Source organism: Paracidobacterium acidisoli (assembly GCF_003428625.2).
Lineage (GTDB): Bacteria > Acidobacteriota > Terriglobia > Terriglobales > Acidobacteriaceae > Paracidobacterium > Paracidobacterium acidisoli.
Genome location: NZ_QVQT02000005.1, coordinates 288,391 through 313,508, shown reverse-complemented (window position 1 = coordinate 313,508; position 25,118 = coordinate 288,391). Strand labels below are relative to the sequence as shown.

Annotated in this window: 14 protein-coding genes; 10 read left to right on the top strand and 4 right to left on the bottom strand. The window is 56.0% G+C overall.

All coding sequences use genetic code 11. From position 1 onward, the window contains the following. Nucleotides 1-13: 13 nt before the first annotated feature. Entirely contained in the window at nucleotides 14-583 is a 570-nt protein-coding gene (kdpC, locus tag D0Y96_RS15240; protein WP_252263821.1) for a potassium-transporting ATPase subunit KdpC, read from the top strand. 160 nt (nucleotides 584-743) lie between these two features. Here the strand turns inward: kdpC and D0Y96_RS15235 are convergent, their stop codons facing one another. Continuing rightward, nucleotides 744-1,697 (bottom strand): RraA family protein, encoded by a 954-nt coding sequence (locus tag D0Y96_RS15235; protein WP_117301560.1) that lies wholly within the window; start codon nucleotides 1,695-1,697, stop codon nucleotides 744-746. A gap of 458 nt (nucleotides 1,698-2,155) precedes the next feature. Here D0Y96_RS15235 and D0Y96_RS15230 point away from each other — a divergent pair, with 458 nt between their 5' ends. Next, a complete protein-coding gene (locus tag D0Y96_RS15230; protein WP_252263820.1) occupies nucleotides 2,156-3,253 on the top strand; it encodes a mannonate dehydratase in 1,098 nt (365 codons plus the stop codon). A gap of 144 nt (nucleotides 3,254-3,397) precedes the next feature. Here the strand turns inward: D0Y96_RS15230 and D0Y96_RS15225 are convergent, their stop codons facing one another. Then, the gene (locus D0Y96_RS15225) at nucleotides 3,398-4,246 is read right to left on the bottom strand and encodes an IclR family transcriptional regulator (RefSeq protein ID WP_117301555.1); all 849 of its coding nucleotides are present in this window, start codon (nucleotides 4,244-4,246) and stop codon (nucleotides 3,398-3,400) included. Nucleotides 4,247-4,694: 448 nt separating this feature from the next. On the opposite strand from D0Y96_RS15225, the gene D0Y96_RS15220 reads away from it, so the two are divergent. The 6 genes from D0Y96_RS15220 to D0Y96_RS15195 all read left to right on the top strand — a co-directional run bounded on the left by D0Y96_RS15220 (nucleotide 4,695) and on the right by D0Y96_RS15195 (nucleotide 16,494). Continuing rightward, nucleotides 4,695-6,071 carry a mandelate racemase/muconate lactonizing enzyme family protein gene (locus D0Y96_RS15220; protein ID WP_117301553.1) on the top strand — a complete coding sequence of 459 codons (1,377 nt, stop codon included), beginning with the start codon at nucleotides 4,695-4,697 and terminating at the stop codon, nucleotides 6,069-6,071. A gap of 366 nt (nucleotides 6,072-6,437) precedes the next feature. Beyond that, nucleotides 6,438-7,583: a mannonate dehydratase gene (locus D0Y96_RS15215; protein ID WP_117301551.1), complete on the top strand. Its 1,146-nt coding sequence runs from the start codon at nucleotides 6,438-6,440 to the stop codon at nucleotides 7,581-7,583. 102 nt (nucleotides 7,584-7,685) lie between these two features. Further along, entirely contained in the window at nucleotides 7,686-9,866 is a 2,181-nt protein-coding gene (locus D0Y96_RS15210; protein ID WP_117301549.1) for a pyrroloquinoline quinone-dependent dehydrogenase, read from the top strand. A 260-nt stretch (nucleotides 9,867-10,126) separates the two neighbouring features. Further along, nucleotides 10,127-10,993 carry a hypothetical protein gene (locus D0Y96_RS15205; RefSeq protein WP_147325089.1) on the top strand — a complete coding sequence of 289 codons (867 nt, stop codon included), beginning with the start codon at nucleotides 10,127-10,129 and terminating at the stop codon, nucleotides 10,991-10,993. A gap of 454 nt (nucleotides 10,994-11,447) precedes the next feature. Then, on the top strand, nucleotides 11,448-15,194 hold the full coding sequence (locus D0Y96_RS15200; RefSeq protein WP_117301544.1) for a carboxypeptidase-like regulatory domain-containing protein: 3,747 nt from the start codon (nucleotides 11,448-11,450) through the stop codon (nucleotides 15,192-15,194). Nucleotides 15,195-15,330: 136 nt separating this feature from the next. After that, complete coding sequence (locus D0Y96_RS15195; RefSeq protein WP_117301542.1) at nucleotides 15,331-16,494, top strand: tetratricopeptide repeat protein; 1,164 nt, start codon at nucleotides 15,331-15,333, stop codon at nucleotides 16,492-16,494. A 21-nt stretch (nucleotides 16,495-16,515) separates the two neighbouring features. On the opposite strand, the gene D0Y96_RS15190 is transcribed toward D0Y96_RS15195, so the two are convergent. Next, the gene (locus D0Y96_RS15190) at nucleotides 16,516-18,996 is read right to left on the bottom strand and encodes a CHAT domain-containing protein (RefSeq protein ID WP_117301540.1); all 2,481 of its coding nucleotides are present in this window, start codon (nucleotides 18,994-18,996) and stop codon (nucleotides 16,516-16,518) included. Between the two features lie 119 nt (nucleotides 18,997-19,115). Between D0Y96_RS15190 and D0Y96_RS15185 the strand changes: the two genes are divergently transcribed. Beyond that, nucleotides 19,116-20,564, top strand: a complete 1,449-nt coding sequence (locus D0Y96_RS15185) for a C25 family cysteine peptidase (RefSeq protein WP_117301537.1) — start codon at nucleotides 19,116-19,118, stop codon at nucleotides 20,562-20,564. A 442-nt stretch (nucleotides 20,565-21,006) separates the two neighbouring features. On the opposite strand, the gene D0Y96_RS15180 is transcribed toward D0Y96_RS15185, so the two are convergent. Next, on the bottom strand, nucleotides 21,007-23,274 hold the full coding sequence (locus tag D0Y96_RS15180; RefSeq protein ID WP_147325088.1) for a serine/threonine-protein kinase: 2,268 nt from the start codon (nucleotides 23,272-23,274) through the stop codon (nucleotides 21,007-21,009). A gap of 208 nt (nucleotides 23,275-23,482) precedes the next feature. On the opposite strand from D0Y96_RS15180, the gene D0Y96_RS15175 reads away from it, so the two are divergent. After that, the gene (locus D0Y96_RS15175; RefSeq protein ID WP_117301533.1) at nucleotides 23,483-25,102 is read left to right on the top strand and encodes a SpoIIE family protein phosphatase; all 1,620 of its coding nucleotides are present in this window, start codon (nucleotides 23,483-23,485) and stop codon (nucleotides 25,100-25,102) included. Nucleotides 25,103-25,118 lie beyond the last annotated feature (16 nt).

Genomic DNA, 25,118 nt, shown 5'->3' with positions numbered 1-25,118 from the left:
TGGAGGAGACATTATGCGCACGCTCAATACCGCAATTCGCTACACGATCTTCACCACGATTCTGCTCGGCGTGGGCTATCCATTGCTGATCACGGTCATCGCACAACTCACGATGCGTTCCAAAGCGAACGGTCAGCTCATTGTGCGCGACGGCCAGGTGATTGGCTCGGAGATTATCGGCCAGAGTTTTACTTCTGCACGATACTTTCACAGCCGTCCTTCGGCCGCGGGCAATGGATATGATGCCACTTCATCCAGCGGGTCGAACTACGGACCAACCAATCAAAAGCTCATCGATCGTATTTCCGGCGATGTAGCCGCTTATCAGAAAGCGAACCCCGGAAAGCCTGTTCCAATCAACCTGGTAACGGCGTCCGGCTCGGGGCTCGACCCTGATATCTCTCCTGCAGCGGCTTATTATCAGGTGCCCCAGATTGCTGCGGCTCGTCACTTACCGGAAGCGCAGGTGCGCGATCTTGTGCAGTCCCATATCGAGGGACGGCAGTTTGGAATTCTCGGCGAACCGCGGGTCAATGTTCTTGAACTGAATCTCGCACTCGATGCAGAGAAGGGCTCCAACTAGAGCCTCTGTCTTTTCCGGAGTGCGCTTACGCAGAAATAGCTCAGACACTGAGCAGAAGATTCAGGGGCTCATTCCGCTGCTGTTCATCGCAGAGGGGATGAGCCCAATTGCATTTATAAAATTGCACGGCATATTCGTGCGCAGGAATTCAGGAAGCATTTTATTGCTCAGGATGCCGAGTCATGCGCTCCATTCTTCCCGTGTACATGGTGTCGAATTCTGCGCGAGACATCTTCAGCTTTTCGGGATGGGCATAGACCCACTGTTTGAAGCCGGCGAATTTTTGTGCATTCCATCCGCCCTCAAACTGAGCGCCATTCTTTCCCTCTTTATTGAGCTCGAAGTTATAGGCATCCATCAGGTTGGTGAATTCCGCGGAGCTGATGGCGTCCTCAGCCAGAATAGCGGGAACGAAGATTACTCCCTGAGCATTCGCGATCACCAGATCTCCGGGCAGAACAACGGCGCGGCCAATGCGGACGGGGCAGTTGATACAGGTGAGCTCTTCCTGCGCCCAGGCTGAAGGATCGTAGCCTTTATAGAATCCATTGAAGCTGGGGATTTCACGGTTTTCTGCCTCATCACGGATGCCGCCGTAAAAGACAAATCCATTGTGCGTATGCGCGGCGATGCCGTTTCCGAGGTTGGAGCCGATGAGGGTGCCATCAACGACCTTGCCATAGCCGTCGGCGACGTAGATGTCGCCCTGCACCAGCTCCTGAATCGGCCAGCTGTTGTTATTGCTCCATGTAATGCGGCCTTCCGCTTTGCCTTCAGCGGCCTCCGCTTTGGCGATATCGGGACGGGAGGGCATGTACTGTGCGGTCAGAGCACGCCCGGCGGTCGGCTTGTCTGCATGCAATGCGTGCCAGTCGCTCTCGAACTGATTTTGATAACCATGACCGCGGAGGAAGTCCCATATGTCCTCAATGGAAACATCGAGGGCGCGAGTAAGCAGATCATCCGGGACTTTGGGGCGTCCATCCGGAAAGCGGTCCCCTTTCCAGTCCGCGGTATAGAACATAATCTGCTCTTTTGTTTGTCTGACCTGAGCGTGGACATGCATTCCGAGAAAGGTCGAGGCGATAACTGCGGCAACTATCATTCTTTTCATAACTCTTGAACGATCGGCTCCGATCCAGGATGACGCGCGGGGCCATTATACACAGCGCCTTATCACGCACGGCAGAGCGGAGAGATACAACGTGCGCGAGTTTGCCTTCCTTTTTCATTGATGACGATGCGCTGTGGGGCGGGGTTGATTGCATGTTTCTGCAAGCATCATCCGCTTTCCAGACAGCCTGATGGGAATATCAACCCTGAACTTTCGGACTCGAAATAAAATTGCTGAATTTGAACTATGCGTGTTCGCCACAAGCGGTCATTAGACGAAACGATACTTTGTGTGGAAGAATCCGAAGCCGCAGAGTATCTGCATGCGGAAGTGACCCGAAGCCGGGAATGAAAGCCGAATGGCGTAACAAGCAGCCTGATAACTTCAACGATCACAACTGATCTCGGGAGCGATTCATTATGAAATCCGGGTTTTCACGGAGAAGTCTCTTTAAGGGGATGGCGGCGACAGCGTTAGCGCCTGTGCTTTCACCTGTTCTCGCCGCGGCGCAGGCGGAGAAAAAGCCCTGGTGGCTAGGTGACGGCATGCCTCAGGAAAGTAGCGGCACTCCGAAGATTGCGAGCGCCATCAGCCTTGGCGATGGCGTCACCGATAAGGAAATACGCGGCCTTGTACAGATCGGCGTCTATCACGCGCTCTCCGGCGGCCCGAAGATACCGTGGGAAGTAAATGAACTGCAGCCCATTGTCGACAAGCTCAAAGCCAATGGGGTGCAGCTTGGCAATCTGATGATTGCCGGCTTCACCAATACGCTTTACGGGCGTCCGGGCAGAGATGAAGAGATTGAAAAGGTGAAGCATTCGATCGAGACGGCTGGCAAAGTCGGCGTTCCGGTCGTCGAGTATAACTTCTATGCACATCGCGCCATGGAAGGCTATTTTGGAGAGACCGGCAGAGGCGGTGCCGGATTAACGGGATCAGATTATGACCGCATGAAAAACCTTCCACCGCTGCCTGAGGAAGGCGCTCATACGCTTTCCGAAATGTGGGCTAATATCACTTACTTTCTGAAAGCTGTCATTCCAGCCGCTGAAAAGTCCAATGTGCGACTTGCTCTGCATCCGAATGATCCGCCCTATCCGTTAAGCCGCGGATCGCAGCAGATTATGGGAACTGTCGCGGGATGGAAACATCTGATCACGATTGTGGACAGCCCTTCGAACGGGATCACCTTTGATTGCGGTGTTACACGAGAGATGGGCGAAGATCCGGTGACGGTGTGCCAGTATTTCGGCAGCCGAGATCGAATCAACCACGTGCACTATCGCAATCCACATGTGATGAAGCCGTACGTAAAGTATGACGAGGGTTTCATCGATGAGGGAGACGTGAACATGCTGGCGGTGATGCGCGAACTCGTGAAGCTGAAGTACACGAGGGAGGTGTATCCGGAACATCCACGCGCCATTGACTACGATCGTGAGCGGGGACCCATACCCGGCTATCCCGGCGGCGGCGGTTATGCAGGTAATCTCTATGACATTGCCTACGCAAAAGCCATGCTGCAGGCGGCTCTGCTGCTGGAGAGACATTAGCCACAGTATTTGCGAGACAGCCGTTGGGGCCAGCAGTGGAATCGCACCAACGGCTTTTTCTCTTTTGCTTTCGGAGAAGTTACAACGGTACGATCTGCTGGCAAGGTGGGGGTGCGAGAACTTCTTCTACACGAGTTATCTCCGCTAGCCGGAGGATGATTTTGCTTCGCGCATGTGGCGCATGTTGTATCCGATATCTTTGCGAATGCCCTTTACGCAGTCCATCAGCTTCTCCACAACAAAGGGAAGTTTTCGCCCGGTGACGCGGAAGACGGGTCCCGAGATGCTGATGGCGGCGACGGGATTGCCGGCGGCGTCCGATATGGCCACGGCTACACAGCGAACACCCTCTTCTCTTTCCTCGTCATCGACGGCGTATCCGCGCCGTCTGGTTCGCGCGATTTCCTGCATGAGCGCTTCACGAGTGATCAGAGTCTTTTTGGTCATCTTTTCGAGCCGCAGCCGTTTGACTATCTCCGCCGCGTTTTCCAGTGGCATTGAGGCCAGTATTGCCTTTCCTACCGCTGTGCAGTGTATGGGGCTGCTCGACCCGACACGCGAGATCATGCGGACGCTGCGTTTGGGCTCCAGCTTATCGATGTAGACCATGTGCATGTTCTCAAGGACGCAAAGATGCGCCGTCTCTTCGACCTCCTCCACCAGCATGCGAATATGGCGCTGCGCGCACTCGCGAAGATCGTACTGTTCGATTGCACGATTCCCGTAATCGAAGAGGCGCAGCCCGAGGCGAAATTTTCCTGAGACGGTACGGTCCACCATCCGATGCCGTTCGAGCACCATCAGAAAACGATGAGCGGTACTTTTATGGAGACCGAGGCTGTCGGCGACCTCTCCCAGCCCGACAGGTGCGGGGCTGTCGCCGAGAAGATCGAGAATTGCAAAGGCGCGATCGAGAGCCTGCAACTTATAAGGCGCGTAAAGAGGCTGCTCATGCATTGCCACACCCGCCGTGTCATCTGACCGGATTTCCATGACTCAGTTCCCTGCGGAACTCAAAGCGCCTACCAGGGTACAGGGAGTGACACTCTTTGACAAGATAAAGCTGATGAAAGACTTCCCATATATTGCGTGGCTGTCCCATTGTCTGAGACGGAGGTTGACAGCCCGTTTTTAGCAGGCTTATAAATGCTGCCGCCGTTCCGTGGCCTGATATCTCAGCCATGAAAGGTTTCGGACGGGGATATTTTCGAGCCATATCTCTGAATGACACGGACTGTTATCGGGAAAGAACTTAATTTCAACTGCCGTATTCCGGGAACCGTCAGGTTCTGCAAACGAGTACACGAGCCTGGCCGGCCTCTCGCAGAAGCAGAAACGGTCAGAGACGTGCCGCGGCGAAGAATTTCGTCGCTGACTGAATGTCTCATGTGACGGGAAAGACTTAACCAAACGCTGAAATGCTACGGAGGAAGTTCAGATCATGCCCAGTTCAGATGATTTCGTATTCAATCGCCGCGGTATTTTAAAAGGCTCAGCGGCCATGCTTGCAGGGGCCATGCTGAGCGGCACTGCCGAGGCGTCCTCGGCACCCTTCATCCAGAACGTGAATGCGAATTCAGGCCCGTCGAAGCTGAAGATTACCGACCTTCGTTATGCAGTCGTGGAGAAGCCGGGGCCCAGTCCGTGCGTGATCATCCGCATGGATACCAATCAGGGTGTATATGGCCTGGGAGAGGTCAGAGATGTTGCCGGACCGAACTACGCGATGGTGCTGAAGAGCCGACTGCTCGGGGAGAATCCGCTGAACATCAGCTATCTCTTTCAGAAGATCCAGCAGTTTGGCGGGGGAGCGCGCCAGGCGGGTGGAGTTTGTGCTGTCGAGATGGCGCTCTGGGATATTGCCGGCAAAGTTTATAACGTCCCGGTCTATCAGATGCTGGGCGGTAAGTGGCGGGATAAGGTTCGCGTGTATGCAGATACCACCGAATCGATGGACCCGAAGGAGTATGGGCAGCGCGCCAAAGAGCGCGCGCAGGGCATGGGGCTAACCTGGATCAAGATGGATCTGGGAATCAATGTGCTGGAGGGCATTCCCAATGCCGTGACACAACCCGCCGGACTGAGCAGATGGGAGCGAAACTCACTACCGCATCCGTTCGTGGCGACCGAGGTGACAGACAAGGGAATTGACAGGCTCTGCGAATACGTGGCCGCGGTGCGCGACGCGATCGGCATGGAGATTCCGCTCTCGATGGACCACCTTGGCCACATCGGGGTCAATTCGGTTATCCGGCTGGGCAAGGCATATGAAAAATTCAACCTTGCATGGATGGAAGATGTGATTCCCTGGTATTACACCGACATGCTTAAACACATCACCGATTCGATGCCGACGCCAACGATCACCGGTGAAGATATCTACAACATTGAAGACTTTGAAAAACTCTGTGCGAATCATGCCGTGAGCAAGATTCACCCTGACCTCGCCACGTCGGGCGGAATCAAGCAAACGCACCTGATCGGGGATATGGCCTTCAAATACGGCGTTCCCATGGCCATGCATTTTGCCGGTACACCCGTCAGCTGTATGGCAAACGTTCATTGTGCGGCGGCCACACAAAACTTCCTGGCGCTGGAGAACCATTCGCTGGATGTTCCATGGTGGCAGGATCTGGTGGAAGGCATCGAGAAATCGATCATAAACAAGGGCTTCATTACTGTTCCGGAAGGTCCTGGGCTGGGAGTTACGCTGAACGAAGATGTTGTAAGAAAACACCTGAGAGCGGGCACCGGCTACTTCGAACCGACGACACAGTGGGACAGCGTGCAGTCCTGGGATGATGCACTGTTCAGTTAACCAAAGCCTCTCAGGCTCTGTCGATCGGCGCAGATATTTTTCCAACAGGAACTCTCGTTGAGTTCCGTGGAGCTGCGCCGATCAACAGAAATTCTCGCTTTTCACAGGTTTCCTGCATGATTCGGGCTCGCGTCTTCCTGGATAATGGTATGGCTTACCGGATACTGCAGATTGCGATTGACACTCGCGCGACTATGCCTCTAGCGTGACTTCCGACGGAACACTGCGTATACAGCGACTTCCATGCTTCCTCATGAAGAGGGTACGCTCCATACCTGAACTCTCTGCCCGTTCTTATTTCTGCCAGAAGCAGGACCGGGAGACGTTCTTCGCGCAGCCGTCGTAAATCTCCTGGAGGAACGAGTCATGAACGACCGCAACCCTGAGCAGCCAGTGACAGAATCGGCCGATCCTGTTTTCCAGCCGGATCGACGGGAGTTTGTAAAGCTGGCTCTCGGCGGCGCGATTGCAACTGCACTGCTGCCGGCAGCGCAGACAGCAGTGGCGATTCGATATAAGAATGCACCGGGTATCAAATTGTGCGCGCAGGCCTCCGCCAAGCCAACGGATGATGAGCTGCTCTTCCTGAAGCAAATGGGCGCTGAATATGTCAGCGTCGGGTCGACTCCGGACCTGCGGACGGCGGATGGGTTCAGGCAGATTCAGAAGCGTTATGCAGATGCAGGCATCACCGTATGGAATATTGGCAACACGAGCGTGCATAACATGCCTGAGGTTACGCTCAACCTTCCGGGACGCGATGAAAAGATTGAAGAGTACAAACAGTATCTGCGCAACCTTGGAGCGGCCGGCATTCGCTACACCACGTATGCGCATATGGGCAACGGCATCTGGAGCAGCGGAAGAGCGGAGATCCGCGGGGCCAATGCGCGCGAGTTCGATATGGCAAGCCCCAACAAGGTCGGCGTCTGGGATGGGAAGAAGTTTTACGAACCGCTTTCTCACGGCCGTGTGTTTTCACAGGAAGAGATATGGGATAACTACACCTATTTCATTCGACAGGTGACCCCGGTGGCCGAAGAGAATGGCGTGCGGATCGGGATTCATCCCGATGATCCGCCGGTACCAGTTCTGGCTGGAGTACCGCGGTGCATTTTTGCAAATTTTGAAGGATATAAACGCGCGATGGAGATTGCGAACAGCCCGAATGTCGGCATCTGTCTGTGCTGCGGGTGCTGGAATGAAGGCGGACCGAAGCTGATGCACAAAGATCCGGCAGAGATGATTCGGTACTTTGGCGCTGAAAAGATATGGAAGCTGCACTTCCGCAACGTGAGCGCTCCGCTGCCGCACTTTGTTGAAACCTTCATGGATAACGGGTATTACGATATGTACAAAATCATGAAGGCAGCGCGCGAAGTGAACTTTGACGGGATTATTATTCTGGATCATACGCCGTCGGTTGTCGGCGGGCATTATCCGGAACAGGCTTACGGCTTCGCATATATGAAAGCTCTGCTGAATCGCGCCAACGCAGAAGCGCTGGCATAGCCGTGGATACACTGATATCTGCCGATGCGTATCTTTCATAGCGCTTCGAGACAGGCCCAAACTGAATGTGTCACGATACCCGGAAGGATGGAGTATAGATACATGCGAAGAGTATTGCCGGCGATAGCCATCCTCTCCGGATTTGTTCTGAGCATCGCCAGTTGTCCTGCTGCCACATCGGAAACATCTCATGAAGCCAGGGCTTCGCGGCCATCCACCGAAGACTGGCAGGTCTATGACGGTAACCCGGAACAAAATCATTATTCCTCATTGACGCAGATCAACAGGAGCAACGTAAATAAGCTCGTGGTCGCGTGGAAGTATGACACGGGGCAGCGCGGCGGTCTCGAGACAAACCCGATCATTGTTGACGGCGTAATGTGGGCACGAACACCGAACCAGGGTGTGATTGCACTGAATGCCGCAACCGGAAAGCTGATCTGGCAATTCGATTCCGGTGTGATGGCAAGAGGACCGGTGCGGGGTGTCGCCTACTGGACCGATGGCCGCGAAAGCCGCATCTTTGCCGGTGTCCGGAATTATCTCTACGCACTCGATGCGAAGACCGGAAAGGCGATTTCAACCTTCGGGGAAAATGGAAGAATCGATCTGCGCAAAGGGCTGGGACGCGATTATGAGCAGCAGTCCATTGCTCTGACTTCTCCAGGCACCATATATAAAGACCTGATCATTGTGGGCGGTGAGGCTCCTGAGACGCATCCTGCGCCTCCGGGAGATATTCGAGCCTTTGATGTGCGCACCGGCGCTTTGCACTGGACGTTTCATACCATTCCTCATCCGGGCGAGTTTGGATACGGCACCTGGCCGAAGGATGCATGGAAAGATGCAGGCGCCGCGAATAACTGGACCGGAATGACGGTCGACACAAAGCGCGGCATTGTTTATGTGCCTACCGGATCGGCCGTATTTGATTTTTATGGCGGGGATCGAATTGGTGACGATCTTTTCGCCGATTCACTCGTGGCCCTGGATGCGGAGACGGGCAAACGTATCTGGCACTTTCAGGGCGTGCATCATGACCTGTGGGATCGCGACTTTCCGGCTCCTCCTGTGCTTCTGACGGTGATGCGCGATGGGAAGCCTGTGGATGCGATTGCGCAGACCACCAAGTCCGGCTATGTTTTTCTGCTAGACCGCACGAATGGAAGATCGCTCTTTCCTCTTCAGGAAGAGCATTATCCTTCGAGCAGTGTGCCAGGAGAAAAGACGTCGCCTACGCAATCACTCCCTACCCTTCCGGCACCGTACACCCAGCAGAGCGTGACGGCCGATACGCTGACCAATCGAACGCCCGAAGCGCATGCATGGGCCGAAAAGCAGTTCAGCACCTTCATCGGAGGAGGGCAGTTTGTTCCTCCGAGTGTGGACAAGCTGACCGTTGATATGCCGGGATTCGCAGGCGGCGGAGAGTGGGGCGGACCTGCTGTCGATCCAAACACCGGTGTTCTCTACGTGAATGCGAACGATACGGCGTGGCTGGTTGGGCTTACTGTTCCGCCGCCGCCGGGGAGTCCGGGAGAACGGATCTATCAGAATCAGTGCGCGATCTGTCATGGAATTAATCGTGCAGGCTCGCCGCCGGCGATACCGGCTTTGCGCGGCATTGAAGGGATTCTTACCGATCAGGAGATCGCTGACACGATTCGCCAGGGCAAAGGGCGAATGCCTCCCTTCAACAGCCTGGGAGATACAGAAATTCAGTCGCTGGTTCGCTATTTAACGAGGGAGCCTCAGCAGCAACAGCAGCCCAGAACGCAGAAGGCGGCGGCGGCGTCCTCTTCTTCTGAGCCTGTCGCGGCGGAAGCAGGCGATGAAAGCGCAAAGAATGATATGCCTTATAAGACGATCGGGTTTCGCCGCTTTCTCGATCCCGATGGCTATCCGGCAACCGCGCCCCCCTGGGGCACTCTCAGTGCCATCGACATGAATACGGGAAAGTATCTCTGGAAGATTCCATTCGGAGAGTATCCAGAGCTGGCTGCAAAGGGAATGGCGGACACCGGGTCTGATAATTATGGAGGCCCGGTTGTAACTGCGAGCGGTCTGCTCTTCATTGGCGCAAGCGTTTTCGATCAGAAATTTCATGTCTATGACGCCAAGACAGGAAAGCTGCTTTGGGAGACGGAACTGCCTTATTCAGGCCTGGCGACTCCGTCCACCTATATGGTCAACGGAAAGCAGTACATCGTGATTGCCGCGGGCGGTGGCCAGTCGAGCAGAAAGCCTTCCGGGGGCGTCTATATTGCTTTCTCGCTGCCATGACAAATAAGATCACGAGCGTGAAAGCCTTTCCTGGTAAAGCGCATTTTTCAGAACGTTCGGACAGGAAGACGATGACTTCCCGGCTCTGCCGCCGGATCGTTACGTGGGCTGCGTGTTTTACACTCGCAGCTTTTTACTTTGCAGGGAACGACGCCACTGCTGAAACAACGGCGAGTCCCTCGGCGGGCGCATCACCCTGCGAAAGCGCTATTCACAGCTCATTTCCAAAAGCTGTGATTACAAATGGACAGGTTCAGGCAGTGATTTATCTCCCTGATCCTCAGAATGGTTATTACCGTGCCTCTCGCTTCGACTGGTCCGGGGTGGTTCCGTGCCTTACCTATAAGGGACACACCTATTTCGGAGTCTGGTTCCAGCACTACGATCCGATGATTGCGGATTCGATTACGGGCCCGGTCGAAGAATTTCGATCTGTGGATGGAGGCATGCATTATGCGGACGCAAAGCCTGGAGAGCTGTTTGTAAAGATCGGCGTCGGCACATTGCGAAAGATGAGCGATAAGCCCTATCAGTTCATGACCCACTATCCACTTGTCGATGGGGGCAGGTGGAAGGTGAAGGTAAAGCGGAATGAAGTGATTTTTACCCAGACGCTGCGCTCGCCGCTGGGGATTGCCTACGTGTATGAAAAGATTCTGAAGCTGGACAAAGACAAGCCGATCCTTACGCTTGAACACCATTTGAAAAACACAGGCTCAGTCGCTATCGACACAGAGGTCTATGATCACGACTTCTTCATGCTCGATAACGCACCGACCGGGCCGGGCATGGTCATTCATTTCAACTTTCCGCCAAAGAACGATCGCCCACTCGATCCAGGCGCGGAGGTCGTGGGGAAAGACATCGTATACCGGCAGGAGCTTCAGACGAAGCAGACTGTTACGAGCTATCTCACCGGGTTCTCGGACAGCTCATCCGATTATGACTTTACGCTGGAGAATACGAGCAGCGGTGCTGGAGTGGAGCAGTCCGGCGATCGACCATTGTCCCGCTTCAATCTGTGGTCGATTCGCCCCACAATCTGTCCGGAGGCTTATGTCCATCTGAATATTCTTCCCGGAGATACGCAGAGCTGGAATATTCATTACCATTTCTTTACCAAATAAACAGACGATGGGATGCATGGCTGTGCTACGCAGATGGAGTGCGCAGAATGATTTCATCTCTGTCTGCGCCACTTCTTCGAATCGATCGTGCAGATCGCGGGCTTGTCATTTGTAGTAATTCATCTGCCATCATTCCCTTTCACCGGAGGTGGCGGCGTGCGGGAAATTGATATGCTCGTCTCGTCATAATCCGCCTTTTTGATCCGGCAGAATTGTTTTTGGATGCGAATGGCAGGCGTCCTTTTCAAGCGCGCATTTCTCGTTTACGCCCAAATAAAGAGTTTTATCCACTACATTCTCATATAGTGGTATGGCTTTCCAGATACTGCTGATTTGCCCTTGACACTCCCCTCGCAGAGCGACTAGTTTTCTTCCCGTCTGTATGAAGCTGCTGCTGACTTTCATCAATGCAGCTGGCCATTAGCTGAGTTAGCCACTTGTTAAGGGAGGTCATATGCTCTGGAGACCAACAGGGTTTTCCGGAAGGTTCCGCATGCTGCGGAAACCTTTACTGAACAGGCTTTATTCAAATCATCCGGTTGCCGATGCAGACGTGAACTGCCTGTGTGACAGGCGAAGGTCAGATAAAACAAGTCATCGCATTTTTGGTTTCCCCTTCCATCTGGCTATGCTTGCCGGCCTGATGATGTGCTTCGCCTCTGTTCCGCTCCACGCTCAGACTGGATCGATCACGGGTACTGTGACCGATCCCACCGGCGCCGCCATAGCGGACGCTCAGGTGAGTGTGACGGATCAGGCTACGGGTGTTCTGGTTCGCCAGGCCGAGTCCGATGGCAGCGGTACCTTCCGCGCACTGAACCTGCCCCCTGCAACGTACAGCATCAGCATCACGGCCCAGGACATGGAAAAGCTGGATCGCCGTGGAATTGTTCTGGACCAGGAGCAGACACTCGGTCTTGGCCAGATCAAGATGACCATCGGGCAGGCGAGTGCCACCGTAACGGTCACGGCGCAGACTCCGCTGATTGAAACAGCCAGCTCGAACAATTCGGCTGTGGTTTCGTCGCGGCAGGTTACGGAACAACCGCTGAACGGACGCGACTTCGAATCGCTCATGACGACATTGCCGGGCGTCGTCACCAATAACAGCTCTCAATTCCGCCTGGTCTTCAATCAGACCGACGATTTCTATGTCAACGGAATGCGCGGTACGGCCAATAACTTTTTTCTGGATGGTGTGATCAATACCGACGTGGGTGCCAATGACGGCGAATACACCAACCTCAGCATTGATGCGGTCGGCGAGTTTAAAACCCTCACCGGCAACTTCAACGCCGAATACGGCCGCAGCCCTGGTGTGATGATTCTGGTGAATACCAAGTCAGGCGGCAGCCGTTTTCACGGCGGCGCCTGGGAGTTCGACCGCAATACCGATTTCGACGCGAACGACTGGTTCAGGGCGCATCAGGATCAGCCGACAGGGACGCTGCACTTTAACCAGTTCGGCGGGAACGTCGGCGGATTCATTCCTATTCCCAAAATCTCTCCCCGCGACAACAAGAAAGCCTTCTTCTTCTTTAACTACGAGGGCACGCGTGCGAGCCGTCCTAATGGCAGCACCTATTACGACATGCCTAACCCGGTCATGCTTGGGATCAATACGCCCAACGGCCAGGCAGACTTCTCGCCGCTCTACAGAACAGGCAATGAGTGCGTGACAGAAGGCACAGGCACATGCCAGGCATACATCACGGACACCAACGGGAACACCGTGCGGAACGGCTCCGTTTTTGTTCCGGGGACGATTCAGTACAATTCCTACGGTGAAGTACAGACCGGCACTGTTTACCAGGGCAATATTGTTCCGGCCTCGCAGTTCAGCAGCCAGTATGCGGCGATGATCAAGTACATCAATCCTGGCTATCGCGGCAACTACAACTGGGGGTTTGAGCCAAACGGATATAACGACGAGTTGCGTATTCCGTTTCAGGACACCTATGTCTTTCACAAAAATCAGTACGTCGCTCGTGTCGACTATACCTTCAGTCCGAAGGCCAACGCATTTTTCCGCTACGTGGATGACCGGCAACAGGAGAGCGATGGTTACGGCATCTTTTCGGGCAACAGCTTCCCTGTGCTTCCGCAGTTCCGCAAAAAACCTGGGAAGAGCTATGCGTGGAGTCTTGTGAATGTCATCTCTCCGACGCTGACGAACGAGGTCACAGTGGGATGGCTGCATCTGACACAGGTTGTCGACATTGTGCCGGGCACATCACCGTCAACGTATGACAAGACCGCTCTGGGCTTCACCTATCAGGATCTTTACGCGTCGACGAATACGCATAATCTGGCCCCGAATCTCAATTCCGGCGATGGGTATGTGAACATCAGCCCGTTTCCTTCGGGATGGACATCGACGGGCAACACAGTCGTGGCGACGGATGACGTGACCAATGTCTGGGGAAACCACGTGATCAAGTTCGGGCTCTTCGCCGATCTGAATGAGAACGGCCAGGAAGGAAGCTGGCAGGAGGCACCGGCCTTCAACTTCGGCGCCAGCAACCAGAATGCGAATAACAGCAACTCGGGTATCGCCAACATGGTTCTGGGGAATTACACGACGGTCAATCAGACGAACCTGTTCGCCTTCGGACACTTCCACTTCTTCCAGTATGAAGGCTACGCTCAGGACACATGGAAGGCGACGCCCAAACTCACTCTCGACTATGGGGTTCGTTACGAGTTCATCGGGCCGACTTATACAACGTCTCCGTACCACATGTATTACTTCGAGCCGAATTCCTATAACCCGGCGGATGCGGTGACGATCAACACAGCCCCCAACATACCGGGACAGGCGCCGACTCAGGGATCGATTGTTCCTGGATCGGGGAATCCTTATAACGGCATGATCCGGGAAGGCTCCAATGGCCTGCCTAAGGGTGGTTTGAACTATCGCTGGAACAACATTGGGCCTCGTGTGGGCTTTGCCTACGATGTGTTCGGCGATGGGAAAACGGCTCTGCGCGGCGGCTTTGGCGTCTTCTACGAACGCTATGAGCAAAACGTCTTTAACTTCGGAGGCGTCAGCAATCCACCTCTGGTGTATACGCCTACTATCTACGGCGGCAATATCGGCACATTGTCTCCGTCGCTGGTAAACGGTGCGCCTCTGACCCCGGCATCGGGCGTGCTGTCGTCGGACAGAAACGGCCAGATTCCGACCACATACGGTTACAATCTTGGCATACAGCGCGAGCTGCCTTATCAGATTGGCGTGAATATCAACTATATCGGGAATGTCAGCCGGCACCAGATGTACGATCAGGAGCTGGAGCAACTGCCACTCGGGCTGACAACGAGCACCCCGATTCTTTCGACGGTCAACAATGTGACGCAGGCGATTCTGCCTTATAAGGGCTACAGCTCGATCCACTACAACAAATTCGGCGCCAGCAGCAGCTACAACGGTCTGCAGGTTACGGCTACTCGCAGATTCAGCAGCAGGTTTACGATGACAGCGGACTACACCTGGTCCAAGGCAATCGATCTTGACGACGTCGATTACGATGCCGATGTCTTTCCTGATTACACGCAACTACACAAGTTCTACTCGGCGGCCGGTTTTGATCGCCGGAACGTCTTCAACTTCCAGTACGTATATAACTTTTCTGACTTCCGGGGGCAGAACAAATTTGTACAGTTGACGGCCGGTGGATGGGAATTCTCAGGCACTACGCAGTTCTGGGGCGGAACCCCCTGCCTGAGCACATCCAGTCCGACGAACGACTCCTGCGATCTGAAGTCTACGGGCAATCTGGGCAACGGCGGATTCGGTCATATTCGTCCGGATTACATCGGCGGCGCTCCCACGCTGGTCAGTCACACTCACAATGTGCCCAAAGGCTCAAATCCGATGTGGTTCAACCCTGCGGTCTTTGCGCAGCCAGCTAATGGCAGCTTCGGAAACTACCATCGCAATACGATGTATGGTCCGGGCGTCAATAACTGGAATATGTCGCTCTTCAAAAACCTGAATGTAACCGAAGGCGTGCGGTTCCAGCTGCGGTTTGAGTTCTACAACGTCTTCAATCACACACAGTGGGCGACGGTCAATAACAGCCTGTCCGCACCAAATCCAGGCACTCCGTTCTCCGGTGCCAATGCCGGGAACGCGGGTCAGATCAATGCTGCACGCGACCCTCGCGAGATTCAGCTTGGAGGAAAATTCTACTTCTGATCTCTCTTCATCTTCAGACCGGGTTCTTCACAGAGCCCGGTCTTTTTCTTTGGCGCAGATATGATTTTTTCCTGACGACGGAGAGCGCTCTCCTGCATACGGGGGAGTGATCTAAACTGGACGACAAAAGTTTGTTATGCGAGTTCGCTCAGCCGCCATCACCGCGCTGTTTCTTCTTTTGAGTTTCGCTGCCGCAGAGCCATGCTTTGGCGCGGGCACCGAGACAGCGAAGCAAAATTTTGACGCGGCAATGCAGGCGTTGAATGCCGGCGATTATCCGGCAGCGGAGGCAGGGCTTCGCAAAGTGCTTCAGCTTGATCCGCACAATATCAGCGCATTTGCCAATCTCGGCGTTCTTTATTCGCGAACGCATCGTTATGCGAAAGCGATCGATGCCTACGAGCATGCGCTGCGCATTGATCCTCATCAGAGAGCGATCGAGCTGGATCTGGGCCTGGCTTATCTGAAGCAGGATGATTACGATCAGGCGCTGCCCTACTTTCGCGAGCTGCACCATCAGAACCCCTCGGACCCGCAGGCAACGATGCTTCTGGCTACCTGCCTCACCTTCAGCGGGGACGCTGACGAGGGCATCCGTCTTCTGGAGCCGCTTGAGCAGGAAGATCATCCCGATCCGGCGGCCCTCTATCTTCTCGGCGTCTCCTATTCACGCGCGGGACAGGCACAGCAGGCAAAGGAGCTCTTCGCAAAGATTTTCTCGAATGCCGTCAGTCCGGCTCAGTCTAATTTTCTGCTGGGAAAGGCCTACTACGACGCGACACGCTTTCGCGATGCAGAAGGATCTTTCCAGTCAGTTCTGCAGACAGACCCAACCTTTCCTGGTGCGCATCGCGAACTGGGGAAGGTGGATATCAGTCTTCAGCAGTACGGAGCTGCAGAGAAGGAGCTGCATGAGGCAATCGATGCCGATGCACAGGATGGAAGCGCCTGTTATTACCTGGGAGCGCTGCTGATTCAGACGAATCGCTATCAGGAGGGCATCCCTTACCTCAAAAAGGCTCAGGAGATGACGCCTGATTCCTGGGCGATTCCCTTCTATCTGGGAAAGGCGGAGTTCCAGCTGCACGATACATCTACCGCGATCAGGCTGCTTCGCCAGGCGGCAGAGATGAATCCGGATGAGTCGGAAGTCTTTTATCTGCTGTCCAGAGCACTGCGGACAGAAGGCAAGACACAGGAATCGGAGACGGCGATGCATCGCGTTATCGAACTGCATACAACAGCACTGGAAGCAGAGCGACGAGCCCTGAAGGATGCAGGGGTGGTCGATGCGCGTTAGCCGGCTCCTTTCCAGGTCCGCTTAGTGCTGCTGAGCCGGATCAGAATGAAGAAAAGGACGGAGAAAGTCATACAATCGAAGAATCTTTGGATCGAGATTCACCTGTCTTAGATCCGCTGCGCTGCGCAGAGCCTGCAGCTTTTCGCGGGCATTGATAAGGTCGCCTGCGATCCAGAAGGCTCGCGCCTGCTGAAATGCCAGATCCCGCATCTGTTCTTCACGTATTTTTCCGGGAAGATTCGACAGCGTTAATTTCTCTTCTGCCAGAGCCGCAAGGCTCAACATACGGGCCGTCTGACGTGTCTCTGCGAAGGTGTCAAACAGGATGCTGAGCGCTTCGCACCAGCCACGTCCGTTATTGCATTCCACAAAACGATTTGCTGCATCGACGGCGAGATCGATCGCTTTGGTGTAATGGCTCCCCGCAAGTGCGATGCGCGCTGCCGTCATCGTGGAATATGCCAGCTCGAGACGCATTCCGTGAAATGACTGGACGGCCATCGCGCGATGAAGAAGCTGCGAAGCCTCTTCAAGCCGTTCCGGTGTCTGCGCGAGCAGATCGGCCCAATCGCGCAGTATGGATGACAGGGCAAAATACCACCGCGAATCGCGTCTTGTATCCGGGTCCTGCCCGGATGCCTCTATGTCTGCAAGCGCAAGACGGAAGAGCAGCTCAGCCGTATCCGGCTGTCCGGTAGCCTGCATCATCCAGGCAAGCTCATGTTTTGACCGGCCTGTCTCACGCAGAGACGATTCGCCTTCCGGCACATTCATTGCCAGCCGATAGAAGTCTTCCGGACGCGTGGGACGCTCCCCCCGGGCCCATTCACCAAACGATGAAAGCAGGCTTTCGCTCAGCGGAACTACCGGATTACGGCTTAGATAATTGCCCATCAGCAGCAGCCGTTCCTGCCTGCTTTGAATGCGCGCAAGATACGACAGCGCCTGCTCCGGGTGCTCGCCTCGCACGCAGGCGTAGTATGCCGCGTATAACTGCTCATCGCCGCAGTCCTGCGATAATCCGCCGCAAAGGGTCAGCGCCTCTTCCAGACGATTTTCGTCCACGAGCTCCATCAGGCCTGGCTGATTCGGCTTCAGCCCATACAGCAGGAGGAAGGTCAGCTGCGCTCCCGGCTCAACCGTTTTCAGGAACTCCAGATGACGCGGCTCGGCACCGGTCCATACGATGAGGGGCGAACCGAAGCGGGCGATCTGCGCGAAAAACCATGTCAGCCTGTCGACAGGATCGGCGTTGGGCGCAGCTTCGGCGGCCAGTCCCAGTTCGCGCAGCGTGGCGTCATCGGGCATGACGTCCATACCTTCGTCTATGCGGATCACATTCCCGCGCCATGCCTGGAATGCGGTCACCGGCAGCTTCGCGTATGCGATCGAGGATGCGTCGATTACGTTCTTCGTTCCGGGCTGCAGCCGGCTCACCTGTGCTGCGACGTCTTTCCAGAAACCGGCGGCTGCGGTGCCTTCCGGAATTGTGTCTTCGACCCATGCCTGTGCCGGGACTCTCGGGCCATTCAGCGGCAGTGCGCTCAGGTCGAGAGATCTGCGGAGGCAGACGGTCATCGAGGCCCAGTTGGCGAAGCCAAACTCCGTTGCCATTTTCGCGGTACGGATGCGGACAAGAGCCGACTCAGGATCGCGGCTTGCAGCGGGGCCGAAGACATCGCCATAGAATGCCTCTGAAATCGACCCGGCATCTTCGTTGTGCAGCTCGGCGAGAAAGGACAAGACCAGCTCCGCACCGCTTCGATGCAGTGCGAGCGCCGGCGATTCTCCCCATGAATCGGCTGCGCCCGAATAGCAGCTCCACAAGAGAGCTATCTTCGCCTTTGCGAACTCGGCTCCAAGCGCTGCAGCCGACACATCACCGATTGTGCCGCGAACGGCATTGCCATGCTCTTCTAGATGCAGAATATCGATCTGATCGACGGCGCGGCCTGCGTCAAAGGCATTGGTTGCATCGATCTGAACGATCTCGGGCGTGCGCTTCAGGGAATCGAGCGCCGCCGCGGTTCGCTGGTTTGTATCCGCGCCGAGCACCTTCAGCAACTGCAGACGGCTTCCCATCGATACGGGTAACTCGTCGAAATCCTGCCATGACTGCACGACAGACAGATCGCCCGCGGCGAGCGGATGACCCGACTCGTCGTACATCGCGGCCCAGGGCAGCAGATGCAGCTCCGGACGGGTGGTCTGTATCACGAGCCGGCGCGGCACACCTGCGCGATCGAGGAACTCGCGGAGGGCCGGGCTTATCTGCGCCAGCGCCTGATAGAGCGAGCGGGCCAGGGCGCGAATTGCCGTCGCACCGCGATAGCCCGTCTTTACATCGCGGTTCACATTGCAGTCGCGGAGCTGGCGTATGAACTCGCGCCACTGCTCATCGTTGATCGGAGACCGGAAGGTCTGCGCCGGATGCGTTCTTCCCTCAATGAGCAGAATGACGGAGAATGCGCGCTCGCAGGTCAGCGGCAGGCTGCTTTCCATTGCGCCGCTCGGGAGCTCAAACTGAACAATCGCAGTCTTCCGGTAAAACGGCATGCAGACACGCTACCATATACAGCGATGCAGACTCAGGATCAAACGGCGACTCCGCAGGGTCACTCATGAATACGCCCCCGATGGATACGCTTCCCATTCCACTGCTGGTTCATGCACAGACCGGGACGCCGGCGCAGGCGCTCTCGCATGAGAGCATTCCTTCGGTGGGCAGGGATCTTCCCGGAGCCGACCAGCGCAGCCGCGATTCCAGCCATCTGGCTGCGGATTCCAGCGTTGGCGACCCCGATGATCTGAGCCAGACAGGCTGGTGCATCCTCTTCGCCTCGGATGCCGATCCAGCGATCAAGGCGCAGCTTCAGCCGCTTATCGATCTTCGACGCAGCCAGGTCGGCGACGACAACCTTTTCAAAGTCTTTGAGGGCAATACCGGCGTTCAGCCAGGACAGACTGCGGATAACTGGGCGGAGTACCGGGGGGTATCGCTCACTGCGCAGGTCGATCCCTTCGCCGGTGTTCCCTATTACGTGCTTCTGATAGGGCATCCCGATCGCATCCCTTTCGACTTCCAGAATCTGCTCAAGATGCAGTGGGCGGTCGGGCGGCTGGCCTTCGACGATATCGAGGATTACGGGCGCTATGCAAAAGCGGTCGTTCAGTACGAGGCACCGGCCTTTCAGCCTGTGCAACGTAAGAATGCGGCCGTGTGGATTACGCGCAATGAGGGCGACGTGGCCACGGCCATGCTCTCGGGCGCGCTCTGCCCGAATTTTCTGGATGTGCACAGGCCGCTGGGTTCGGGAGCTGCACGGTTCACGCTCGATGCGTTTACCGGTTCAAGCGCCAAACAGGCTACCAAACAGCAGCTGATCGATATCCTGCGCGGAGATATTCCGGGCGGGCCGCCAGCGGTCTTCTTTACCGGCTCGCACGGTGCGGAGTATCCGATCGCTGATCCGGCCCTGCAGCGGCGAATGCAGGGCTCACTTTTTACCCAGGAGTGGGTTCGCGGAACGCCGGCGGGAGCGGATAATCTCTTCTCTGCCGAGGATATTCCGGCGGACGCGCGGCTGCAGGGAACCATGGCCTTCCTGTTTGCCTGTTACAGCGGCGGCTGCCCCGCGGACAATAACTATTACTTTCAGCCCGATGGCTCGAAGATTCCAGTTGCACCTGCGCCGCTGGTAGCGGCTTTACCTCAGGCGCTTCTGAGTCACGGAGCGCTTGCTGTGATTGCCCATATCGACATGGCTTTCCCTTATGCGTTTCAGGATGTCACCGGCACGCCGCAGGTGCAGGCTATCCGCGACCCGCTGACGTATCTGATGCTGGGCCGCCGCGCCGGTTATGCCGCTGACTGTCTGAGCGATCGCTGGAGCCACCTCTGTTCGCAGCTGATTGAAGCTGAAAACCGCACTGCGTCCAGCGATCCAAAGGCACCACAGCCGCTGAGTGCCGCTGCTCACAGCGCTCTTACCATTGCACGCGACGATGCCCGCAACTACATTGTGCTCGGCGACCCGGCAGCGAGGCTGCGGATCGCCGATCTGAAGTGAACGCCAGTGGCGCTGATCAATCCGTAACGGTGCTTAAGAGCCACTTTTTGAAGTAATGTCTCTTGTCCCGGTACTGGGACCGCCGAAATTGATATCCGGTGGTACTGGTACCGCCTCCACTGGTGGCGCAGGAGCATTTATCCCGAACCAAAGCTGCCTGGATTCCTCGACCTGAAAATTTGGTGGTGCGAAAGAGGCATCCGTTCCGAAAAAGAGGCTGTATGCACCCGGCTGAGAAGAAGTGAATGTAAACGCGACTTGAGCGGAGGGACCGACTGGAACCGGGCCCCTGGGTGAAGGAGAAAGAACGGCGGCTGCACCGGGTGAGAAGAAGAGAAAGGCCTGACCGCTGCCGATTGAGAAAGTTACTATATCGCCGTCCGTCACAGTAACCGAAGGCTGACTGCCAAGCAATGTGCCTTCGCTGTTTGAGATTGTAATTTCAGTGTTTGCCATTGGTAATTGACCTCGGTTCACTTTGTTTTGCTGTCTGCATGGTGATCATTTTTGGGGTTTTCGCCATAACGAGTGCTGCCTGGAAGGCCGGGTCGCTGCGGAGGGACGCAAGCTCCGGACTGCGCTGGAATTCGTTCAGATCATAGCCCCGGGTTACGCTTTCCGCTATCAGTGGAATGGCTTTCTCGCGCTGCCCGAGAATCTCATACGTCTCCCCGGCGCGATAGGTAATTGCTGGATCGTCATTGGAAAATGCCAGGCTCTGGCGGACAAAAATGCTGCTTTGCGTCTTGTTGCCGATGGAGGCATAGTAATTTGCAAGCTCTCCAAGAAGACGAGCATCTTCCGGAGTTTTTTTGCGCTCGGCCTCGGCGATCTCTATCGCTTTACGATATGCCTGGCCAGTCTTGTCCTTTCCTGCGCCACTCCATAGATATGCGCTTCCGAGATTTCCCCATGTCTCATAGCTGTTCGGGTTGAGATCGATTGCCTTCCGGTACATCGCGACAGCATCGCTGAACCGGCCCTCGAGCTCGGCTAAGGTTCCAAGTGTCTGATACGTGTCAAAGTAGGGATCGAGCGCAAGAGACTTCTCGAGATTCGCTTTTGCTTCCGGCAGCTTGTCCAGCTGCATATCGACAACCCCGAGATCAAAATATGCAGTCGCATTATCGGGAGCGAGGCTGATGGCGCTCTGAAGCTGACGAACCGCTTCCTGCAGATTGCCTGCACCAAACTGGTACGAGCCCAGCCGAAGAGGCCATCGTGAGTCATCCGGAGCGAGGTCGATTGCTTTCTGCAGGGCGGTGAAGGAGTCGTTTAGCCGTCCGTTAGCCTTATAGATTTCCGCCAGAGAGCCGTAGGCCTCGGCGTTGTGCGGGTCGAGGCTGATAGCTTTCTCTATCTGCTGCATTGCGAGAGACGTGTGCCCTTCCATCGCGGCGATTCTGGCCTGCGTTACGTAGGGCGAGGCAAGATTTGGATCAAGCTGGAGAGCCTTGTCGATATGTTCTGTCGCTTGATCGAGGAGCTTTGGATCCCGGCTGTTCCTGAACTGGCCGAAATACGCGCTTCCCAGACCGGCCTCGGCCAGGGCAAAGGAAGGATCTTTCTGAAGCACCTGCTGAAAGCCCGTCACAGCAGCGGCGAGATTGGCACCCTTGTAGGAGTGCTGCAGCAAGTCCTGCGCTTTGAGAAATTCGTCTGAGACGTTTGCAGGCACTACGGATGCGGTCTGGTTGCCGGCTAGATGAAGCCATCGCCGCAGAGATTCGCTTCGCATACCGGCGAGTGCCGCAACCGCGAGAATAATGGCCGCCACGCCAGCGGCCGGAAACAACATTTTTCTGCGCGGCGCTGGTCCGGCCTTTGGACCAGATGCATTGTCGGATACAGAGGCACCGAGCGACTCAGTAAGTGCTGCCGCCAGATGCCCGGCACTGCCGAACCGCTTCGCCGGATCAACTTCCATGGCCATGTTCACGGCTTTCAGGAATGGTTCCGGAATATCGGGCCTGACATCAAGCAGCGGCTTTCTTTTGCCGATTGCGTCCGCGGCCTCCGCGGGCGTTATCCCGCTCAGCCTTGCGGGGTATTCGCCTGTTACCAGGTGATAGAGAAGCACGCCCATGGCGTAGATATCGCTGGCTACGGTTGCGGGATGACCTGTGAAGAGCTCGGGAGCCATATAGTTCGGCGTTCCGGCAATGCCTGTCAGGCGCTGCGGCAGAGCACTGAGTCCGAAGTCCATCAGAAGGATGCGTCCGCCTTCTTCGCGCATCACGTTTTCCGTCTTGATATCCCGGTGCAGAATGCCGGTGCGATGCACTGCGCTCAGGGCCTTTGCCACGTCCAGCCCGATCAGCGCTGCCTCACGGTAACCGAAGGGCCCCTGGGCTTCCAGCAGCACGGAGAGCGTCTTTCCATGCACGAAATCAGTCCAGAAGCCGACTCTCCCGTCGTGCCGGTCGATGCCGTAGACGTGCACGATATTCGCATGCTGGACAGCGGCCAGTGCTCGCGCCTCGCGCAATATGGCGCTGTATTCCGCTTCACCATTTACCGAACCGGGCAGCAGGAGCTTCAGGGCCACTTCGCGCTCCAGATGGGGGTCCCAGGCACGGTAGACCTCGCCGAACCCGCCGTGTCCGACGCGCGCCAGCAGGCGAAAATCTCCCCATGTATCGCGGCCTGGAGGCAGGCCGGCGGGCGCGGTTACGGGGCCGTCAAAGGAACGCGTTGGATCGTCGTGCATACGGGCTGCGACCGTGAAGAACAAGATCCATGGGATAACCGGAGGGGAGTTGAATCCTCAGGTGCAGGGGCCTTTGGGGGTGTGCGGGCACCACAGGATCACGAGTCATCGAAACTGGATTATAGTCCGTACTGAGCGGCGTAAGACGCAGAATTGCCTTCTCCTGGTGATACTATCCGGTTAAGTTCGGGGGAAGGAGCTGGCCAGTATGCATCCTGTTCAAAAGGCTAATGCCCGGCTCGTTCTTTCTGTCGACGGAAGCCGGAGCACGGTTTCAATCGATGCCCTCCCGTTTACGATTGGGCGAGGTGTGGGCCGCGATCTCATCCTTCATCATCCTCAGATCTCACGCGAGCATGCCCGCATCGAGCGCGATGCCGATGGCTACCTGCTGCGCGACATGGGCAGCCGCCACGGCACCTTCGTGAATGGAATTGCGGTCACCATAACGCGCCTTCGCTCGGGCGACTTCATTACGCTGGGAACCAGCCATGACACACTGCGTTTTGAGGAAGGCGAGGAAGAAAGCACGGCGCGCACCCTGCTCAGCCAGCTTTCGCAGAGCGGCGCGAGCACCGGAGACCAGAATGATCTTGAAAAGCTTTCCCTTTTTCTGAAGGCAGCGCAAAGCCTGAACACCTATGGCGCTGTGCATGACGTGCTCCGCAGCATGCTTGAATACACGCTTCGCCTGACTGGAGCAGAGCGCGGCTTTGTCTTTCTTGGAGATAGTGCCGACAGTCTCCGCCTCGAGTGCGGGCAGGACCGCGAGGGCACAGACATTCCGGGGCATCCAGCCATCTCTTATTCGATTGTGCGCGATGCGGTTTCTTCCCAGCTTGAATTCATTCTTTCCGATCTGACGGGAAAGATTGTCGAGGGGCGCGACAGCATCATTCTGAATGCGATTCGCAGTGTTGTCGCGATCCCTCTGCATGGTCAGAACTCAGGGCGGCTTCTCGGCGTGCTTTATCTCGACAGCCATTCAGGCAGCGGCGATTTCACACGAACGGGCAATGACATTCTGCATGCCATTGCACATCAGGCGGCAACGCTGGTTGAAAATCTGCGCATGCTGGAAACAGAACGCGAGGCTGCCCTGCTGCGCAGGGAACTCGATATTGCCGCTGCCATTCAGCGGCAGATCATTCCCCAGGCGCTGCCTGAATTCTCGTTTGCGCATCTTTCAGCCCGGACTGTTCCGTGTACCAGCGTCGGCGGGGATTTCTATGACGTGATCACCACCGCGGATGGCTTTGTCGCCGTGATCGCGGATGTCTGCGGCAAGGGAGTGCCGGCGGCGCTTCTTGCCTCCATGGTGCAGGGGATGTTTCATGCTCAGGTCGGCATGCAGGCGACGACAGACTTCTCGCTGGTGGACATGGTGCAGTCCATCAATACTTTTGTCTGCTCCCGAACTCCTGGGGAAAAATATCTGACGCTGGTTGCGCTTCGCTATATCCATTCGGGTTCGGGAGAAGCGCAGATCGAGCTGATCAATGGCGGACATATCTGCCCATTCGTTGTCCGCGCAAACGGAGTCGTTGAAATCGTCCGGGAGGGAGATCTTCCCGTTGGACTGATGGATTTCGCACACTTCCATTCCGTGCCCGTAAATCTTGAGGTCGGGGACCGTATGATTTTGCTCAGCGACGGCATTACGGAAGCGGAAAACTGCGACGGCGCGCAGTTTGGTCCGGCACAGCTTGAAGATTACCTGCACGAACAGAACGCCGTTGCCGCACTGTTCGCAGCACTTGACACGTTCTGCCAGGGAACCGGACAACAGGATGATCAGACGATTCTGACTATTCAGCGAACGGCGTAAGAGCGGAAAGGGCACC

What these genes read in the sequence shown, in the direction of transcription:
- kdpC (WP_252263821.1), top strand. Translation starts at nt 14, where the DNA reads ATGCGCACGCTCAATACCGCAATTCGCTACACGATCTTCACCACGATT.
- D0Y96_RS15235 (WP_117301560.1), bottom strand. Translation starts at nt 1,697, where the DNA reads ATGAAAAGAATGATAGTTGCCGCAGTTATCGCCTCGACCTTTCTCGGA.
- D0Y96_RS15230 (WP_252263820.1), top strand. Translation starts at nt 2,156, where the DNA reads ATGGCGGCGACAGCGTTAGCGCCTGTGCTTTCACCTGTTCTCGCCGCG.
- D0Y96_RS15225 (WP_117301555.1), bottom strand. Translation starts at nt 4,246, where the DNA reads ATGGAAATCCGGTCAGATGACACGGCGGGTGTGGCAATGCATGAGCAG.
- D0Y96_RS15220 (WP_117301553.1), top strand. Translation starts at nt 4,695, where the DNA reads ATGCCCAGTTCAGATGATTTCGTATTCAATCGCCGCGGTATTTTAAAA.
- D0Y96_RS15215 (WP_117301551.1), top strand. Translation starts at nt 6,438, where the DNA reads ATGAACGACCGCAACCCTGAGCAGCCAGTGACAGAATCGGCCGATCCT.
- D0Y96_RS15210 (WP_117301549.1), top strand. Translation starts at nt 7,686, where the DNA reads ATGCGAAGAGTATTGCCGGCGATAGCCATCCTCTCCGGATTTGTTCTG.
- D0Y96_RS15200 (WP_117301544.1), top strand. Translation starts at nt 11,448, where the DNA reads ATGCTCTGGAGACCAACAGGGTTTTCCGGAAGGTTCCGCATGCTGCGG.
- D0Y96_RS15195 (WP_117301542.1), top strand. Translation starts at nt 15,331, where the DNA reads ATGCGAGTTCGCTCAGCCGCCATCACCGCGCTGTTTCTTCTTTTGAGT.
- D0Y96_RS15190 (WP_117301540.1), bottom strand. Translation starts at nt 18,996, where the DNA reads ATGGAAAGCAGCCTGCCGCTGACCTGCGAGCGCGCATTCTCCGTCATT.
- D0Y96_RS15185 (WP_117301537.1), top strand. Translation starts at nt 19,116, where the DNA reads ATGAATACGCCCCCGATGGATACGCTTCCCATTCCACTGCTGGTTCAT.
- D0Y96_RS15180 (WP_147325088.1), bottom strand. Translation starts at nt 23,274, where the DNA reads ATGCACGACGATCCAACGCGTTCCTTTGACGGCCCCGTAACCGCGCCC.
- D0Y96_RS15175 (WP_117301533.1), top strand. Translation starts at nt 23,483, where the DNA reads ATGCATCCTGTTCAAAAGGCTAATGCCCGGCTCGTTCTTTCTGTCGAC.